Source organism: Pseudomonas sp. xss_2, assembly GCF_043104195.1.
GTDB lineage: Bacteria > Pseudomonadota > Gammaproteobacteria > Pseudomonadales > Pseudomonadaceae > Aquipseudomonas > Aquipseudomonas urmiensis.
This window is the reverse complement of the sequence record NZ_JBICKL010000049.1, coordinates 84,046-99,687: the sequence shown is the minus strand read 5'-3', so window position 1 is coordinate 99,687 and position 15,642 is coordinate 84,046. Positions and strand designations below refer to the sequence as shown.

17 protein-coding genes are annotated in these 15,642 nt (G+C 63.0%); 4 read left to right on the top strand and 13 right to left on the bottom strand.

All coding sequences use genetic code 11. The features are described 5' to 3' along the window. From ACF8K2_RS11660 to ligD, 5 genes are read right to left on the bottom strand one after another with little or no spacing between them, the layout of a single operon-like run. Window positions 1-663, bottom strand: coding sequence for a glycosyltransferase family 2 protein (locus ACF8K2_RS11660; RefSeq protein WP_060492533.1), 663 nt, complete (start codon window positions 661-663; stop codon window positions 1-3). Continuing rightward, the gene (locus ACF8K2_RS11655) at window positions 660-1,259 is read right to left on the bottom strand and encodes a bifunctional 2-polyprenyl-6-hydroxyphenol methylase/3-demethylubiquinol 3-O-methyltransferase UbiG (protein ID WP_060492534.1); all 600 of its coding nucleotides are present in this window, start codon (window positions 1,257-1,259) and stop codon (window positions 660-662) included. Before ACF8K2_RS11655 ends, ACF8K2_RS11660 begins: the two co-directional genes overlap by 4 nt. Continuing rightward, the gene (locus ACF8K2_RS11650) at window positions 1,256-2,026 is read right to left on the bottom strand and encodes a PIG-L deacetylase family protein (protein WP_060492535.1); all 771 of its coding nucleotides are present in this window, start codon (window positions 2,024-2,026) and stop codon (window positions 1,256-1,258) included. The genes ACF8K2_RS11655 and ACF8K2_RS11650 overlap by 4 nt, the downstream gene beginning before the upstream one ends. Next, the gene (locus tag ACF8K2_RS11645) at window positions 2,023-3,048 is read right to left on the bottom strand and encodes a hypothetical protein (protein ID WP_060492536.1); all 1,026 of its coding nucleotides are present in this window, start codon (window positions 3,046-3,048) and stop codon (window positions 2,023-2,025) included. The genes ACF8K2_RS11650 and ACF8K2_RS11645 overlap by 4 nt, the downstream gene beginning before the upstream one ends. Further along, entirely contained in the window at window positions 3,045-5,510 is a 2,466-nt protein-coding gene (ligD, locus tag ACF8K2_RS11640) for a DNA ligase D (RefSeq protein ID WP_060492537.1), read from the bottom strand. The genes ACF8K2_RS11645 and ligD overlap by 4 nt, the downstream gene beginning before the upstream one ends. 154 nt (window positions 5,511-5,664) lie before the next feature. On the opposite strand from ligD, the gene ACF8K2_RS11635 reads away from it, so the two are divergent. Then, on the top strand, window positions 5,665-6,126 hold the full coding sequence (locus tag ACF8K2_RS11635) for a hypothetical protein (protein ID WP_060492538.1): 462 nt from the start codon (window positions 5,665-5,667) through the stop codon (window positions 6,124-6,126). Beyond that, entirely contained in the window at window positions 6,123-6,353 is a 231-nt protein-coding gene (locus ACF8K2_RS11630) for a metallothionein (RefSeq protein ID WP_081238088.1), read from the top strand. Before ACF8K2_RS11635 ends, ACF8K2_RS11630 begins: the two co-directional genes overlap by 4 nt. A gap of 81 nt (window positions 6,354-6,434) precedes the next feature. On the opposite strand, the gene ACF8K2_RS11625 is transcribed toward ACF8K2_RS11630, so the two are convergent. The 5 genes from ACF8K2_RS11625 to ACF8K2_RS11605 are packed head-to-tail and all read right to left on the bottom strand — an operon-like array spanning window position 6,435 to window position 10,739. Then, window positions 6,435-6,863: a hypothetical protein gene (locus ACF8K2_RS11625; RefSeq protein WP_060492539.1), complete on the bottom strand. Its 429-nt coding sequence runs from the start codon at window positions 6,861-6,863 to the stop codon at window positions 6,435-6,437. A gap of 27 nt (window positions 6,864-6,890) precedes the next feature. After that, window positions 6,891-7,850, bottom strand: coding sequence for a lysylphosphatidylglycerol synthase domain-containing protein (locus ACF8K2_RS11620; protein WP_060492540.1), 960 nt, complete (start codon window positions 7,848-7,850; stop codon window positions 6,891-6,893). Continuing rightward, on the bottom strand, window positions 7,850-9,052 hold the full coding sequence (gene clsB, locus ACF8K2_RS11615) for a cardiolipin synthase ClsB (RefSeq protein WP_063426153.1): 1,203 nt from the start codon (window positions 9,050-9,052) through the stop codon (window positions 7,850-7,852). Before clsB ends, ACF8K2_RS11620 begins: the two co-directional genes overlap by 1 nt. Further along, entirely contained in the window at window positions 9,049-9,822 is a 774-nt protein-coding gene (locus ACF8K2_RS11610; RefSeq protein WP_060492542.1) for an endonuclease/exonuclease/phosphatase family protein, read from the bottom strand. Before ACF8K2_RS11610 ends, clsB begins: the two co-directional genes overlap by 4 nt. Beyond that, the gene (locus ACF8K2_RS11605) at window positions 9,819-10,739 is read right to left on the bottom strand and encodes a DUF72 domain-containing protein (protein ID WP_060492543.1); all 921 of its coding nucleotides are present in this window, start codon (window positions 10,737-10,739) and stop codon (window positions 9,819-9,821) included. Before ACF8K2_RS11605 ends, ACF8K2_RS11610 begins: the two co-directional genes overlap by 4 nt. A gap of 166 nt (window positions 10,740-10,905) precedes the next feature. On the opposite strand from ACF8K2_RS11605, the gene ACF8K2_RS11600 reads away from it, so the two are divergent. Next, complete coding sequence (locus tag ACF8K2_RS11600; RefSeq protein ID WP_060492544.1) at window positions 10,906-11,286, top strand: low affinity iron permease family protein; 381 nt, start codon at window positions 10,906-10,908, stop codon at window positions 11,284-11,286. Between the two features lie 83 nt (window positions 11,287-11,369). Then, a complete protein-coding gene (locus ACF8K2_RS11595) occupies window positions 11,370-11,534 on the top strand; it encodes a DUF6021 family protein (RefSeq protein ID WP_169725121.1) in 165 nt (54 codons plus the stop codon). A 48-nt stretch (window positions 11,535-11,582) separates the two neighbouring features. Here ACF8K2_RS11595 and ACF8K2_RS11590 read toward each other — a convergent pair whose 3' ends face one another. The 3 genes from ACF8K2_RS11590 to ACF8K2_RS11580 form a co-directional block, all read right to left on the bottom strand. Then, on the bottom strand, window positions 11,583-14,027 hold the full coding sequence (locus ACF8K2_RS11590) for a TonB-dependent siderophore receptor (protein ID WP_392464895.1): 2,445 nt from the start codon (window positions 14,025-14,027) through the stop codon (window positions 11,583-11,585). Window positions 14,028-14,164: 137 nt separating this feature from the next. After that, complete coding sequence (locus ACF8K2_RS11585; protein WP_060492546.1) at window positions 14,165-15,121, bottom strand: FecR domain-containing protein; 957 nt, start codon at window positions 15,119-15,121, stop codon at window positions 14,165-14,167. Beyond that, complete coding sequence (locus ACF8K2_RS11580) at window positions 15,118-15,624, bottom strand: sigma-70 family RNA polymerase sigma factor (protein ID WP_060492547.1); 507 nt, start codon at window positions 15,622-15,624, stop codon at window positions 15,118-15,120. The genes ACF8K2_RS11585 and ACF8K2_RS11580 overlap by 4 nt, the downstream gene beginning before the upstream one ends. Between the last annotated feature and the right edge of the window lie 18 nt (window positions 15,625-15,642).

Genomic DNA, 15,642 nt, shown 5'->3' with positions numbered 1-15,642 from the left:
TTATGCAAACGGCCCCTCCAGCGCCTTGAGATAGTCCCCAAAGCCCTCGCGCGCACGGCTGTCCACCCGGCTGCTGGTGGCCACGCTGTGCGCTGCGGTCCAGACGATCTGTGCGCCGCTGGCTTCGAGGGCGAGCACCAGATGCACATCTTCATGCGCCGGCAATGGCTGGAAGCCGCCCACGCGCTGGTAGGCCTTGGTGCATACACCGAGGTTGGCGCCATGGATATGTCGATGCCCGTCTCGTGCCTGATAACGGCTGCGGTACAACTGGCGTAACGCTGCGTTCTGCCACGGCTGCCAGCGTTCGATGTGCACCGTGCCGCACACCGCGTCCGCGCGCCATTGCAGTTGTGACACCAGCCAATGCCCAGGCACGCGGCTGTCGGCGTCGGTGAAGGCCAGCCACTGGGCACCGCGCTCGATCATCCACTCCGCGCCCAGCCGCCGGGCGATGCCGACGTTGCCGGCCTCCAGTTCCAGGGTATGCACGCCATGGCGGCGGGCGATGCGCGCGCTGGCGTCGACACAGCGGTCGAGCACCACCAGGACCTCCACTGCCAAGCCCGCCGCTTCCGCTTGCGCCACCGCCAGCTTGACGGCGGCCAGACAGTGCCCGAGGCGACGAGCTTCGTTGTGGGCGGGTATGATGACGGCGATCATGGGCAGGTCTCGTCAAGGTCCACCACGCTGGGCTGACACGACCAGTATTCGAGCAGGAAGTCTGCCTCCTCGTGGCGCAGCACTGGATAAAGTGGCAGATGCCTGGCCAGCAGGGCATGCACCTCGCGGCCATCCTGCGGGCAACCGGCGATGGGATGGCGCCAGTGGCAGGCCAGCAAACCACCGTCATACGCCAGGCTGGCCACCGATTGCTCGATCACCTGCAGCCAGTCGGTGGGGTCCAGGTAGTAGCCGATTTCGCTGAGCACGATCAGGTCGAACTGCCCGCCCGGCCAGTCGCCCGGCAGGTGGCCCTGTTCGACATGGGCGTGGCTCACACCTGCAAGCCGCTGACGGGCAAGGGCCACGGCGGTCGCGTCGATGTCCTGGCACGACAGGCTGGCGCAGCGTTCGGCCAGCAGGATGCTTAGCTCGCCATTGGCGCAGGCTGGCTCGAATACGCGTTCATAGCATTGGCGCGGCAGGCTGGCCAGGGTCAGCTCGCGCTTGCGCCGTTCGTACCAGCGGGTACGAAAGGCCCAGGGGTCATCGCTGCCGGCATACAAGTCGGCGAAGTACTGTGCGTCCAGGCTCATGTTGCCTCCGTTGACAGGAATATCAGCTCGAACGGTTGCAACAGGCAAGCCTGCAGCTGTTCTGACACAACCGGTGGCCGATCACCATCGGGCTGCAACTGGCTGGCATGTGCGGCAAGGGCTTGGCGCTTGAGCGCCAGATGCTCATCGCACAGCTGCAGGCGGTGAGCCCGGGGCCAGGGCAGGCGCGGGTCATCGGGGCTTGCCCAGTGCCAGGCCCAGACCGGGACCTCAGCCAGTTGTACACGCCTGGCCTGGGCAGCCTGGGCACAGGCGCGACCTGCTGCTTCGTGGTCGCAATGGCCGTCGCCGCGCCATGTGGTCAGCAGCAGGTCGCCAGGTTTGAGCAACTGGTTCAGGTGATTGACCAGGAAGGCTTCATCATGGGGCAGCGCGCCATCCTTGAGGTTGAGTCGTCGCCAGTCCAAACGGTTGAGGTCCAGCCCAAGCAGTTGCAGGGCATGGCGGCTTTCCAGTAGGCGCTGATGACGCAGGCGGCGCTCGGGCCATTGCGAGGAATGCGGGTGGCTGCCCTCGCCATTGGTAGCAGAAATCAGCAGCACGTCCTGTTCTCGTCCCTGGAAGCTGGCCAGCAGCCCGCCGGCCATGAAGATTTCGTCGTCCGGGTGCGGAGCCAGCAGCACCAGGCGCCTTCCGGGGGGGCACAACTGCTCGGGCAGCGTCCAGCTGGCGCGGGCCAACTGAGCAGAATGCTGCCAAGCGCCCCATGGCGTTCCTTGCGCAGCCTGTATCAAGTTCTGGCTCATAGTTGCCATGCTCCCGCCGGCAGGCCGGTCAGTTGCCGGCCCAACTCGGCCAGGTCGCGTTCGGCATGGCTCTGGCGTATGTATACCGGCAGGTCGGCACTGAGCCGGGCGAAATGGCTGCTGCAACAGAACGGCGTGGCACCGAGCGCCCGGCCGACATGCTGAATGACCTGCTCGACCGCCTGCTCGACCTGGGCGCGGGTGCGCCGCACCTCGAAGCTGGCGTCGTCCTGAGGGTGGAGGTCGATCCAGGTGGCGCATTCGCGAAGGGCGGCACGGGCACCGTACAAGGCAGCATCGACTGCGCCCAGATGCGCATCGGCATGCGGGTCGCGCCGGGGTTTACGGCAATGTTCGCGAAGGTAGTCCGCCAGGGCCTCGGCGGCGCCATACCAGCAAGCGGCGATACCCGCGCCGCCTTGCCAGAAGCCGGGCCGGGACAGGTACTGGCCGGGCGAACCGATGGCCAGCCCTGGCGAGTCGTCGAATTCGATGACGACACTGCGGGTGGCGGCCATGCCTACGGCCTGCCAATGCTCGGCCAGGATGCGCTGGCTGGGATGAGGCAGTTCGATGGCCACCAACTGAGGCTGGTCGTCTTCCCAGGCCGTGAGCAGGGCACGGTCGACCTGCAACGCGCCCGAACACCAAGCCTTGCGGCCTTGCAGGCGCACGCGTTCACCGTCCCGCTCGACGATGTATGCCCGGGCATCTGGCGGCTCGGCGGCCCACACGCCCCAAATGCCGTTGGAGGCATGCTGGGCGGCACCGCATTCGGCGAGGATCGCCAAGGCGTCGGTATGGCCTTCATAGAGTTTGGCCAGGCTTAGATCGCAACCGGCGACCCGCGCCAGGACGCGCCAGCGTTCGAGCGTGCAGCCCTGGCCGGGCAACGGGAGCACGTCGAGCCGTTCGCCCTGCAAGGCCTGCATCAGTTCTATTAGCGAAGCGTCGCGTTCGATGGCCTGCGAACGGTGAGCAAAACGGTGTAACAACGAATCGAAGTGGGTCAGTTCCATCATGCAATACCCAACTGCTTGCGCATACGCAACGTGATCGACTGGCGTGTCTTGCCCATTTCGGCCCACGGGTCTTCGACCTGTGCAAGCCGCGTGTGAAGGTTGCCGATGTTCCACTGGTTGGCACCCTTGAGCTGGCTCAGTTCCTCACGCCAGATCGGCACCGACACCGGCAGGACCTCGCGGGCCCGCAGCGAGTAGGCGGCAACGGTGGTGGCACCCTTGCCGTTACGCAGATAGTCGATAAAGATCCGCCCGACCCGGTTCTTCGGCCCGGACACGGCGCTGAGACGATCAGGGAACAGCCCGGCCATGTGGTTGACCAAGGCATGGCTAAAGTCCTTCACCTCGTCCCAGCCAGCGCGTCGGGTCAAGGGTACGACGAGGTGCATGCCCTTGCCGCCGCTGGTCTTGAGAAACACCTTCAGGCCCAGTTCGTCGAGCAGGGTAAGGATCAACTGGGTGGCCTCAAGCATGGCTTTCCAGGGCAGCGCCGGGTCAGGGTCCAGGTCGAGGACAAAGCGGTCGGGTTTATCGAAATCCTTGGTGGTGGCATTCCAGGTGTGCAGCTCAAGCGTGTTCATCTGCACCGCGCCCAGCAGGCTGTCGGCGCGGTTGAGCACCATGGCCGCCTGGCCGGCCTGGGCCTTGTTGTAGCTGAGCACCTTGGGAATATGCAGCTGGCCGGCGTTTTTCTGGAAGAACAGTTCGCCGTCCAGACCATCCGGGGCCCGGACGAGGGCTACAGGCCGGTCCTTCAGCTGTGGCAGCAGCCAGTCGGCGACCTGAGCGTAGTAGTGAGCGACCTCGCGCTTGGTGGTACCCGTGGTTGCGTCGACCACGCGGTCGGGGTGGGTCAGGCGCAGGGTGCCCAGGTTCTCGGGTTCTGTCTGTGCTGCGCGCTTGGTGGGCATTGCTCGCTCCAGGTCGATGGCGGTGGCAGGTTTATCGTCACGCAGGCCGTGGAACACCGAGTGGCGAACGATGCCTTCACGGGTCATCTGGGCATAGGCGACCTCTGCCAGCAGCTGTGGTTTGAGCCAATGCACGCCGCGGGCTTCGGCACCGGTGGGTGGTTTCGGCAAGGGCGATCTGTCGGTTTGCAACGGCTTGAGGCGGGCGTGAATGCTATCCAGGGTGGTAGCGCTGAAACCGGTGCCGACCTTGCCGGCGTAGCGCAACTGGCCGCTGCCGTGGTCGTGCAGGGCCAGCAGCAGGGCGCCGAAGCCGTTGCGGCTGCCTTTGGGGTCGGTGTAGCCTACGATCACGAATTCCTGGCGCTGCTTGCACCTGAGCTTGATCCAGTCGCTACTGCGCCGGCCAACGTAGGGGCTATCGGCACGCTTGCCGATCAGGCCTTCGAGTTCCAGCCGGCAGGCGCTATCGAGCAGTGACTCGACGGGTTCCTCAAAATCGGCGGAATACCTGAGTACCTGCGATGCATGGCCTTCCAGTAACCGGGCCAGGCTGTCGCGACGCCGTTTTAGCGGCAGTGCACGCAGGTCCTCGCCACCCAGCCAGGGCAGGTCAAACAGGTAGTAGGTGATGCGCTCGTCATGCTCGGTGTCGAAGGCGTTCTGCAAGGCCTGGAAGTCGGCCACGCCGTTGTCGTCGACCACTACCATCTCGCCGTCCAGCCATGCCGAGTCCAGGCCCAGGGCCTTGAGCGCCTCGACCTGCCGGGGCATCTTCGCACTCCAGTCGTGGCCATTACGGGTAAACAGGCGTATGTCGTCACCGTCGATACGCGCCAGGATGCGGTAGCCGTCGAATTTGACTTCGTAGCGCCAATCGCCGCTTGGCGGGGAGTCGACCAACGTGGCCAGTTGCGGCTGGAGCGTATCCGGCAGGGGTTTGCGGCCGACTCGCTTGTGCCTGGCGGTGGTCGCCTTGGCCGGGCTGCGCGGGGGCAGGGTACGTTCGCTCAGCACGCTGTCCGGCAGGGCCTCGACAATGCTGTAGTCCGTTTCACTGCGTGCCTGCCCATCATGAGACTTGACCAGCATCCACTGCTCTTTCTTGCCGGCCAGGTGAGTACGGAACAGGTTCCAGACCCCTGACAGTTTTTCGCCCTGCAGGCGAAAGCGCAGCTTGCCCTTTGCATAGGCTTCGCGTGGGTCGCCTTCGGGCTCCCAGACACCCCTGTCCCAGACGATCACATCGCCTGCGCCGTAGTGGCCTTCAGGGATGCGCCCTTCGAAATCGGCGTAGTCCAGTGGGTGGTCCTCCACATGCACTGCCAGGCGCCGAACCTTGGGATCCAGTGAGGGGCCCTTGGGGATGGCCCAGCTCTTGAGGGTGCCGTCGAGCTCCAGGCGAAAATCGTAATGCAGGTGGCTGGCATCGTGCTTCTGGATGCAGTACTGCAGCGCATGGGCCGAGCGGGGACAGGCGCGTTTACCAGCCGGCTCGGGCGTGGCATTGAAGTCGCGCTTGCGCTGGTACTCCTGCAGGGGTTTGGCCATGACGGGCTCCGGAAGGGTTCGCGGGTCTCAGGATTGGGAGGCGGCGGTGGCGCGAGGAGTTCAAAAAATGCGAGGGGTGAGGGCTGGCAGAAACTCTGAATCATTTGCCGCCGGGGAGAGTCGACCGAGTGAAGCCCACAGACGGAGAACGTTCATGTCCACACCCGATGACCCAAGACCGCCCATTGAGATCGACGACACCGAGGACCGCATGGGCAGCGTCCACGAGCTGGATTTCAGCGAACGCCGCGATGAACGCCAGGGGCGTGTCGGCGACGAGCGTCCGGCGCGGGAGATCGCCGAGGATTACCCGCCCCGGCGTGTCGCCGAAAGCGGCATGACCGGCGGCGAGGCGCTGAGCGACAGCCTGCACGAGGACAATGTCACCCTCGATGACCTGAGCCCCGATACGCTGCTCGATGAGACCGGTGCCCGCGATCCGCATGAGCCTGGCAGCGGCGGCCCGGCGGACAAGACCTTGCGCCAGGTGGAGGCCCACGAGATCGGTGCCGGTTCCGGCCTGGACGAGGCCGAACTGGCCCGCTCCGCGCCGCTGGACGGCGAGCTGTGGACCGATGAGGTGGTACCCGATGATGAAGGGAGAGAGCCGAAATGAATGAGCAACGTTGTTCCTGCACCCATTGTTCTTGCACCGTGGATGCCAATGCTGTGGTCCAGGATGGCAAGGCCTATTGCTGCGAGGCCTGTGCGAAGGGCCATCGCAATGGCGAACCCTGTCGAATGAGCGACTGCAAGTGTGGTGAGTTGGCTGAGTCGAAAGAGTCCAATGTCGATAATGCACTGGAGGAAACATTCCCGGCGAGCGATCCGATTTCGCCATGAGGCCAGTTGCTGCCAGATGTGAGACGGGAGTTGGGATCATGTGGAAACTCACCCGTCACGCATCTGGTTTGAGTTACGCCCTCAATGGGTCTGCCAGACACCGTTATTGCGTTCGCAATCGCTGCGGGCCTGGCCCAGGCTAGGGGTGTCGTAGTAGTAGGTGATGATCCGCGCATCCTTGGGTAGTGCAGGGCGGGTGGCAGGTTCATCACGCCCAGCGGCATCGGGGTTGGCCAGTGTCTCCTGCGTCAGTGGCGCGATACAGCTGCCAACGCTGCCGTCGGGGCAACGCTCAACCCGACGCTTCTCGTTGTTCAACATCTCTTTGCTTTCGTTGCTGCACGACCAGGCAATCGCCTCAGCGGGAATGTTGCCGTAGCTGTAACAGGTGTGTTGCTGCACGGGTTTGACCGCCTCGCTGGATGAGCGGGTAACCACGTCGCAACCTTCGGCCAACACCTGCCCGCAGCTCAGGGTGCCCAGCATTGCCATGTACAGAGCGAATCGCATGATATACCTCCCGGGCACCAAGGCCCGTCAGCGCTTGTCGAGGGCTGCCCCGACCTGCTTGCGCAGGGCCTTGGCGCGCTTCTCGAGAACCAGGTAGGTCACCACCGCCAACAGCAGCGGGATCAGGTAGTACAACGTTCGATAGCCCAGCAGCGCCGCGACCAGGGTGCCTTGGCCTAGCTGGCCGTGGAGCAGCGCCAGGAATACGGCCTCCAGTACGCCGAGCCCGGCGGGAATATGGGCGACCACCCCGGCCACGCAACTGATCAGCAACACACCCAGCACCGAGGGATAGAACAGCTCAGCGGGCAACAGCAGGTGAATCAGCGCTGCCATCAGCGCCCAGTTGCTTGCGCCCAGCGCGACCTGGCAGAGCGCCATACGCAGGCTTGGCAGGGTGACTTCGTGCCCGCGCAGCGCCCACGTGCGCCGCGTGGCGAAGGCGCAGGCGCACAGGTAAGCCAACGCTATCGCCACCATCAATACGCCGATCAGGCGCAGGCCGCTGGCACCCACCGCCCAGCTTTCCGGCAGCTTCACGAAGCCCAGGGCGAATACCGAGCCGGCCAGCAGCAGGTAGCCCATCCAGTTGGTCAGTAGCCCCAAGGTGAGGATGCGGGTGATGGTCGGGGTATCCAGGCCCAGCCGGCTGTACAGGCGATAACGCAGGGCCACGCCACCGACCCAGGTGGTGAAGTTGAGGTTGAACGCATAGCAGACGAATGCTACCGGCAGCACTTGACGGGCCGGCAGGCGGTGGCCGGTGTAGGCGCGGGCGAGCAGGTCGTAACTGGCGAATACCAAGTAGCTGCACAGGGCCAGCAGCAACCCCAAGGCCAGGGTCGAGGGCCGGTACGCCAGCAGCGATTGGCGGACTTCGTTCCAGTCCAGGTTGCGCGCGAGGGAGAACAGCAGCACTGGTATCAACACCAGAAACAGCACGGTCAGAAAGCGTTTGCCCCATGTCTTCCAGCGGGTAGTGGCCATCAGGTCTTGCCCCCGTGGTAATCGGCCGGGGCCTCGCCGTCGGCTTGCAGCGACTGCAGGCGCTGCCGGTGCGCCGGAAACCAGCCGGCGATCTGCGGGAAATAGCGCGTGATGTGAAAGCCCAGGAAGATCAGCGGAGCACGCCACCAGTAGCCGCGCACCATGCGCTCCAGCGTCACGGTCTTGCAGTGCTCCCGGCTCAGTTCGGTCAAGTGCTGGTACAGTTGTTCGTTGAACGCGGGGTCGCGTATCAGCAGGTTGGCCTCAAGGTTAAACGACAGGCTCAGTGGATCGAGGTTGCTTGAGCCTACGGTGGACCAGTCGTTGTCCACCAACGCAACCTTGCCGTGAAGCGGCCGCTGGCAGTACTCATGGATGCGCACGTCGTCGCGCAACAGGTAGTTGTAGAGCAGCCGCGAGAGCGCGCGTACCCAGCGCATATCCGGTTGCCCCTGGAGGATCAGCGTCACCTCGACCCCGCGCCGGGCGGCGTTGCGCAGTTCGCGCAGCAAGCGGTAGCCGGGGAAGAAGTAGGCGTTGGCCACGACGATTCGTTGCCTTGCTTCACGGAAAACCTGAAGGTAGCAGGCTTCGATATCGTTGCGATGGCGCTGGTTGTCGCGTTCCACCAGCACGGCGCTGGCCGGGCCTGAAGCGATGCCGCCCGGCGCAATCCTGCTGGCGGCATCCAGCACCGGTGCGAGCATGCGGCAGGAAGAAGCATGCACCTGGGCCACCACTGGGCCGACGACCTCCACGGCGTAGTCCTGCTTGGCCTGTGGGCCGAAGTCACCCAGGTGGTCGGCACTGTAATTGATGCCGCCGATGAAGGCGCGTTGACCGTCGATCACCAGGATCTTGCGGTGCAAGCGGCGAAACAGATTGGTGCGCATGCCCACCAGCCGTGGTTGCGGATCGAACGAATGGAAACGCACCCCGGCCTCGGTCATCGATGAGATGAAATCGTCAGGCAGGTCGGCGGTGCCGTAGCCGTCCACCGCCACCTCGACCCGCACCCCGCGTCGCGCGGCATCGATCAGGGCCTGGCGCAGGGGCTGGCCGACTTTGTCGTCGTAGATGATGAAGGTTTCCAGGAGGATTTCCTCGCGTGCCTGGGCCATGGCCTCGAATACGCGGGGGTAATACTGCTCGCCGTTTATCAGCAACTCGACGCGGTTGCCGTCGCACCAAGGCAGCTTCATAGCGTCACCTGCGCCACCAGCGGGGCATGGTCGGAGAGGTGTGACCACGGGTATCTGGACAACACCCGTGCTTCGCAAGCTTGTGCGTTACGCAGGTAGATGCGGTCCAGCCGCAACATCGGCAAGCGCGCGGGAAAGCTGCGTGCCGGCTTGCCGAAAGCCTCCACCAGGTGGCCCGACAGCCTCGCATCTGCTTTCAGGCGCCAATCGTTGAAGTCGCCAGCGACGATGACCGGCTCATCCGGCGGCAGGCTGTCAAGCAATGCCTGCAGCAGGCCGACCTGCCGCTGACGATGCGCTTCACGCAGGCCCAGGTGTACGCAGACTGTGTGCACCTGTTCATGGCCCGGCACTTCCAGCTGGCAATGCAACAGGCCCCGTTCTTCGTTGCCATGGACCGAAACATCCAGGTTGTCATGGGCACGGATGGGAAACTTGGACAGCAGGGCGTTGCCATGGTCGCCATGGGGGTAGACCGCATTGCGGCCATAGGCGAACTGCGGCCACATGCTGTCGGCGAGGAATTCGTACTGGGGTGTCTTTGGCCACTTGGGATGGCGCTCGGCATGGTGTTGATGACTGCCGTGCACCTCCTGGAGAAACACCAAGTCGGCGCCGGTCGAGCGTACCGCCTCGCGCAGTTCCGGCAAAATGAAGCGGCGGTTGAACAGGGTGAAGCCTTTGTGCACGTTAAGGGTCAGTACCGTCAGGCGATGTACGGCGGTGACCTTGTCGATGATGCAGCGGGGGGCGGGCAGTGTCGGGTTCATAGCGGCTCCTGCGGCTCGACGCCTGGTTCGGTCGCCAGCTCGCCGTCAAGGCCTAGCTTGTCCAGCAGGCGGCGGGCATCGTAAGGGGCATGGACTTTCTGGTCGTTGTCGAAGTAGCAGTAGACGTCACGGGAGGTGCGTTTTGCCGGGGCGCGACGCACCACACGCTGAGCATCCTCAGGCTGACCGCCCGCAGCCCAGGCCTGGATGCGCAGGCGCCAGCGGCGCAGTGCCCTGGCCGTGTAGCCGCTGCTGTACAGTTCGACATCGCCATGCAGGCGCAGGTACATGAAATCGGCCGTGACCTCTTCGACATAGGGCCATTTGCCGGCGCTGTCGGCGACCACCAACGCAACCTTGTGCTTGCGTAGCAGGTTGATGAAGGTGTCGCAGAGGAAGCTGGGGTGGCGGATTTCCACGGCGTGGCGCAGGCGCGCATTACCCGGCACGGCCACGCCGCCGTTGCCTTGCAGGCGTTCTGCGGCGTGGCGCGCAATGCTGCGGGCGGCTTTGCGGTCGCGTGGCAGCTTGGCCAGAAAGTCGCCGAAGCGCTGCGCGTCGAATTTCAGGTTGGGGGGAAACTGCCACAGGAAGGGGCCGAGTTTGTCGCCCAGCAGCAAGGGGCCCGATGCGAAGAAGTTGGCAAGCGCCTCGTCGATTTCGCGGAGCCTGCGTACATGAGTGATGTAGCGCGGCGCCTTGACTGAGAAAACGAAGCCCTGCGGTGCCTCGTCACGCCACTTGCCATAGCGCTCGGGCGTTTGCAGGGCGTAGAACGAACCGTTGATTTCGATACTGTTGACTGCCCGTGAGGCAAACGCCAGCTCGTCGTCCTGGCGCAGCCCCTCGGGGTAGAAGTCCTTGCGCCATGGGCCATAGCGCCAACCGGAAATTCCAATGCGGATCTCGCTCACCATAGCCCCCTGAGCTCCTGTGCTTAACAGTAGCGACAGGCAGCAGGACGAGATTGTTCACCGGGATTGACGAGTGGATGGCTATGCAAAATTGGGAACTTTGCCGGTGTTGCAATCCTCCACCGGATGCCAGGGTTGCACCGCGGTACACCACGAAGGAGGCTCAGCGATGAAATTTGATCGTTTTGCACAATGGCTAGCCAACCACAGCGGGCGGCCGTTGACCTTCTTTATTGCCTTGATGTTGATCATAGCCTGGGGCGTAAGTGGGCCCTTGTTTCATTTCAACGACACGTGGCAGCTGGTCATCAACACGTCGACCACAATCATCACGTTCCTGATGGTGTTCCTGATCCAGAATACCCAAAACCGTGATAGCGACGAGTTGCACATCAAACTGGACGAACTGTTGCGCACTACCCAACGGGCGCACAAGGCATTGCTCGACCTTGAGGACATGGGGCCTGCTGAACTCCATGCGCTTCGAAAGCGGTACCAGCAACTGGGGGAGCACGACGAAGCGGGCCCAGGCAGGGACGATCCCCATTGAAATGTTCAGGAACAAGCCATGGCGTTGTCTAGGCAGGGGCAAGGCCGTGACGGTGACACACACACACACTCGGAGAACGGATGATGAACAAACCCGACGAGCAGCGGCAAAAAGGCCCCCATTCTTCCGATCATGCAACGAAGGATGAGGACCTGGGGTTCGACCCGGACTCTCCGGACTTGGACGACCCTCAATTGGACCCACAAGGCCCGGCGAAAGCACCCAGGGATGTAGAAAAGAAACCGTGAGCCTGGCTAGCGTGCCCGGCTGTGTGAGAGCCGGGGGCAGCGCAGCTGTCAGAATGTGTACTTCAGCGACAGCATCAGGTTGCGTTGCTCTCCGTAAACGCTGCTCGGCACCGTGACAGAGTTGCTGAGCGCGTTGTAATACTTCTTGTCGAACGCATTGTTGAGATTGACGCGCGCATCGATGTGTTCGGTCGGCTTGAACCCCAACATGAAGTCCACCAGTGTGTAGCCATCCTGCTCGATCATGTAGGTGGTGTTTTTGTTGTAGATTCGATTCTGGTGATAAAGGGAGGCCCCCACACGCCATTGGTTGAATTGCCCTGGCAGGGTGTAGGACGTGCTCATCTTGAACAGATGGCGGGGAATATCGGTGTCGAAGAGGCGGCCCTCGTTTTCCTTCTTGGCATCCTTGACATACTTGGCTTCGGCAAAGGTATAACCCGCAGCCAGTTGCCAATCAGGCGTCAATTGGCCCTGAACCTCCAGTTCTATGCCCTTGCTGCGCACTTTGCCTGCCGCTTCGTAGCACGGGGTAGTGGGAGCCGTAGGGCAACCGTCGGTAAATGACTTCGCGCGGTCCTCCTGGTCGATCTGAAAGAGGGCGGCCGATGCGTTCAGTGCCCCGTCGAAGTACTCACCCTTGATGCCCAGTTCATAGTTTTTCCCGGTGATCGGCGCAATGATATTGTCGGAGGCATCCCGGTAGTTCTGGGGTTTGAAGATGTCGGTGTAGCTGACATACACACTGTGATGCTCGTTGATGTCATAGATCAGGCCGGCGTACCTGGTGACATGCCGAGTGACTTTGAGCTCGCTCGGGGCGGTGCCTTTGTAGGGCGAGGAGGTGGTGTTGTCGTACCAGTCCAGGCGGCTGCCCAGGATCAGCTTCAGCGGGTCGGCCAGGCTCAGGCGTGTGGTGGCATAAACGCTGTTGAGCTTGGCATTGGTGTTCTGCCAGCCGTACTTGTCCTGGCTCGGCGGTTTTGGCGTGGCGCCAGCGTCCCAGTTGTAAAGGTCGATGTTGCTGTTGAGCAAGATGTTGTAGGGCACGTCCCCGTTGAACACCACCCGCCGGTGACTGGCGCCGACCACCAGTTCGTGGTCTCGGTCCATCAGGCGAAACGGGCCGCTGGCGTAGGCATCGAAGCTGTTCTGGGTTTCCCGATAGTGGCCCGCGCCGACGAACTGGTTATAGGCCTGGGTGGTGGTGTTAGCGACCAGATAGGTGCCCAGCATGTCCAGGTCGGCCCAGGTCTTGGTAGCCGAGATGTTGAGCTTCCAGCCGTTGTCCAGCAGGTGTTCCAGTGCCGCGTAGGCAGAGGTGCTGGTCTTGTCCCAATACTCCCAGTCACTGCTCAGCGACGTAGAGCGTGACAAATGCAGGTCACTGCCGTCGAAGCCCACTGGCAGGCCGGTCCAGCCGTTGCCATTGTTGTTGTCTTGCTGGCGCGATGCACTCAGGGTCAAGGTGGTGCTGTCGTCCAGGTCGGCCTCAAGGATGCCATAGAACAGGTTGCGTTCGTTTTCCAGGGTGTCCCGGTAGCTGTTGCCGGTCTGATACGCCGTCACCATTCTGCCGCGAACGGTTCCACTGTCGTTGAGCGCCCCGGAGACATCGACCTCGGTGCGGTATCGGTCCCAACTGCCCATGCTGCCTTCGATGCTGGCCTGGAATTCCCGCGTCGGCCGCTTGCGGATCAGGTTGATCGATGCAGCAGGGTTGCCCGCACCCTGCATCAGGCCGGTGGCACCGCGCACGACTTCGACCCGGTCATACATGGCCATGTCGGCCGACAGCAGGTCCTGGGACACCTGTGAGCTGTCCAGGCTGGTGGGCAGGCCGTCATACATGATGTTGTCGAGGGAAAACCCCCGGGCGTAGTACGAGGATCGTTCGGGGCCCGTCCGGCGCAGGGTGAGCCCAGGGGTGTTCTGCACCACCTCGTTGAGGTTGGCGAGGTTCTGGTCCTCGATGCGTTGGCGCGTGATGATCGTGACTGATTGTGGTGTCTCGCGCAGGGACAATGGCAGTTTGGTGGCCGTCTGCGCTGAACGTGTGGTGTATGAACCGGTACCTTCGGTGGTGCCAGCCAGCAGTGCGCCGGTTACGGTAGTCGCCCCCAGTTCCAGGGCACCTTCGCTGTCCGCTGCCACTTCTATTATGTAGCTGTCCGCACGCTTGAGCACGTGCAGGCCGGTGCCGGCCAGCAGTTGGGCGAGGCCGTCACTCACTGAGTAGGTGCCGCTGAGCCCCGGGCTATGCTTGCCGGCGGTCAATTGTGCGTCTGCGGACAGCAAGATGCCGGACTGGCTCGCGAAACGGTTCAGCGCCTGATCAAGGCCCCCAGCCGGGATGGCGTACTGGCGTGTCTGTTCGCTTGCGTAGGCCAGTGCTGCAGGCACGGCAAGCAGTAAAGGGGCGCCGCCGAGCAAGCTGGCAAGCAGGATGTGGTGGGTCAGCCGTGAACGGGTTGGCGTGGGCAGGTGCGACACTCTGAACGATCCTCTTGAGAAGGCTTGTTGATGGGTTTCAAGAGGTATCCCGTACAACTCGACCAAAACGACAACACTGCACAAACTCTTTTTTGCCATTCAGGCCGGAAGCAGACGGCCAGCAGCCTTCTGCGTTTCTAAGCCGGGCTGACGTTGACCCAGAAGCGCGTCAATCTGTGTATTTTTACGGGTAGCGACTGCTGAACGGCCATTAGCACGCGGTCGGTGTCTGCCAGGGGAAACACCCCCGTCAGTGGCAACTGCGCTACAGCGGGGTCGCAGCGAAGCACGCCGGGACGATGGCGAGCCAGTTCGGCGACGAAATGCCCCAGCGGCATGCGTTCGGCGATCAAGCGGCCGTCTAGCCAGGCGATGGTGTTGAGGTTGGCTGGCCCGAGGTCGCCGAGGCGATTGGCGGAAAACCAACGACTTTGTCCTGCCTGCAGGCGGCTGGCGGGCGCCTGCCGCGGACGCAACTTCAGCTCGCCTTCAAACAGCTCGACATGGCTGCCACCCTCACGCTGGTACACGGAAAAGCGTGTGCCCAACGCCTGGATTTCCCCCTCTGCAGTTTCAATAATCAGCGGGCGCTGCGCCGGGTCATGACCACTTTCAAGCAGCAGTTCTCCAGCAATCAGGCAAATGCGCCGCTCTGACGTGTTGAAGCGGATATCAACCGCAGTGCCGCTGTTCAGGCTAAGCCGGCTGCCATCGACCAGCGAGCGTCGCAAACATTCGCCAGTGCCGCTGCGCAGGTCTGCCATGGTTTCGCGCCAAGGGGAATGCGAATGCACCAGATAGCCGCTCCCGCCGGCCAACAGCAACATGCCAAGCAGCTTGAGCGTCTGCCGACGACGCGCATCGGGCAGCTCGCGCAGCACCCCTAGTGCTGTATCCGCAGGGACACCGCTCAGGGTACTTTGCAGGCGCTCCAGGCGTCGCCATGCACGATCGTGCTCCGGGTCCGCGGCGCGCCATTCAAGAAAGCGCTGCTGTTGTGCCGCTTCGAACTCACCGCTCCAGTGCAGCATGAGCCAATGACTGGCCTGCTCGAAGATTGCGGGGGAGAGCGGTGCTTCGCTGGCGTTTTTCATTCAGCGTACAGGACCTGATAGCAAGCAGTGATGGCGCGGAGCATGTACTTTTGTACCGAGCTGACGCTGACGTCCAGCCGAGCTGCGATCTGTGTGTAGGTCAGCCCTTCAAATTGCGACAGCAGAAATGCCTCGCGTACCTTTGCAGGCATGTTGTCGAGCATGGCGTCGATCTGCATCAGGGTTTCGATCACGATTGCGCGGGTTTCCAGTGACGGCGTCTCTGGCTCGGGCAGGGCTGCGAGGCTCTCCAGATAAGCTTGGTGGATACGCTGGCGACGCCACTGGTCTATGACCAGGTTGCGGGCGATCTGCACCAGGAATCGACGGCCGTCACGCTGTTCCGGCAGGCGGCGGGTTACCAGCAGGCGCAGGAAGGTGTCTTGAGCGATGTCCGCCGCCCGCTCGCGATCACCCAGGCGGTGGCGCAGCCAGCCTTGCAGCCAGCCGTGGTGATCGCGATACAGGCTGTCAATGGGTTGCAGTGGGGTGTCGATGGGCACTTCACCTTTCCGCTAATC

Excerpts from the sequence above, each read along its gene's own strand:
- ACF8K2_RS11585 (WP_060492546.1), bottom strand. The coding sequence starts at position 15,121 with ATGAAAAACGCCAGCGAAGCACCGCTCTCCCCCGCAATCTTCGAGCAG.
- ACF8K2_RS11655 (WP_060492534.1), bottom strand. The coding sequence starts at position 1,259 with ATGAGCCTGGACGCACAGTACTTCGCCGACTTGTATGCCGGCAGCGAT.
- ACF8K2_RS11625 (WP_060492539.1), bottom strand. The coding sequence starts at position 6,863 with ATGCGATTCGCTCTGTACATGGCAATGCTGGGCACCCTGAGCTGCGGG.
- ACF8K2_RS11620 (WP_060492540.1), bottom strand. The coding sequence starts at position 7,850 with ATGGCCACTACCCGCTGGAAGACATGGGGCAAACGCTTTCTGACCGTG.
- ACF8K2_RS11600 (WP_060492544.1), top strand. The coding sequence starts at position 10,906 with ATGAAATTTGATCGTTTTGCACAATGGCTAGCCAACCACAGCGGGCGG.
- clsB (WP_063426153.1), bottom strand. The coding sequence starts at position 9,052 with ATGAAGCTGCCTTGGTGCGACGGCAACCGCGTCGAGTTGCTGATAAAC.
- ACF8K2_RS11635 (WP_060492538.1), top strand. The coding sequence starts at position 5,665 with ATGTCCACACCCGATGACCCAAGACCGCCCATTGAGATCGACGACACC.
- ACF8K2_RS11610 (WP_060492542.1), bottom strand. The coding sequence starts at position 9,822 with ATGAACCCGACACTGCCCGCCCCCCGCTGCATCATCGACAAGGTCACC.
- ACF8K2_RS11630 (WP_081238088.1), top strand. The coding sequence starts at position 6,123 with ATGAATGAGCAACGTTGTTCCTGCACCCATTGTTCTTGCACCGTGGAT.
- ligD (WP_060492537.1), bottom strand. The coding sequence starts at position 5,510 with ATGGCCAAACCCCTGCAGGAGTACCAGCGCAAGCGCGACTTCAATGCC.
- ACF8K2_RS11595 (WP_169725121.1), top strand. The coding sequence starts at position 11,370 with ATGAACAAACCCGACGAGCAGCGGCAAAAAGGCCCCCATTCTTCCGAT.
- ACF8K2_RS11650 (WP_060492535.1), bottom strand. The coding sequence starts at position 2,026 with ATGAGCCAGAACTTGATACAGGCTGCGCAAGGAACGCCATGGGGCGCT.
- ACF8K2_RS11645 (WP_060492536.1), bottom strand. The coding sequence starts at position 3,048 with ATGATGGAACTGACCCACTTCGATTCGTTGTTACACCGTTTTGCTCAC.
- ACF8K2_RS11660 (WP_060492533.1), bottom strand. The coding sequence starts at position 663 with ATGATCGCCGTCATCATACCCGCCCACAACGAAGCTCGTCGCCTCGGG.
- ACF8K2_RS11605 (WP_060492543.1), bottom strand. The coding sequence starts at position 10,739 with ATGGTGAGCGAGATCCGCATTGGAATTTCCGGTTGGCGCTATGGCCCA.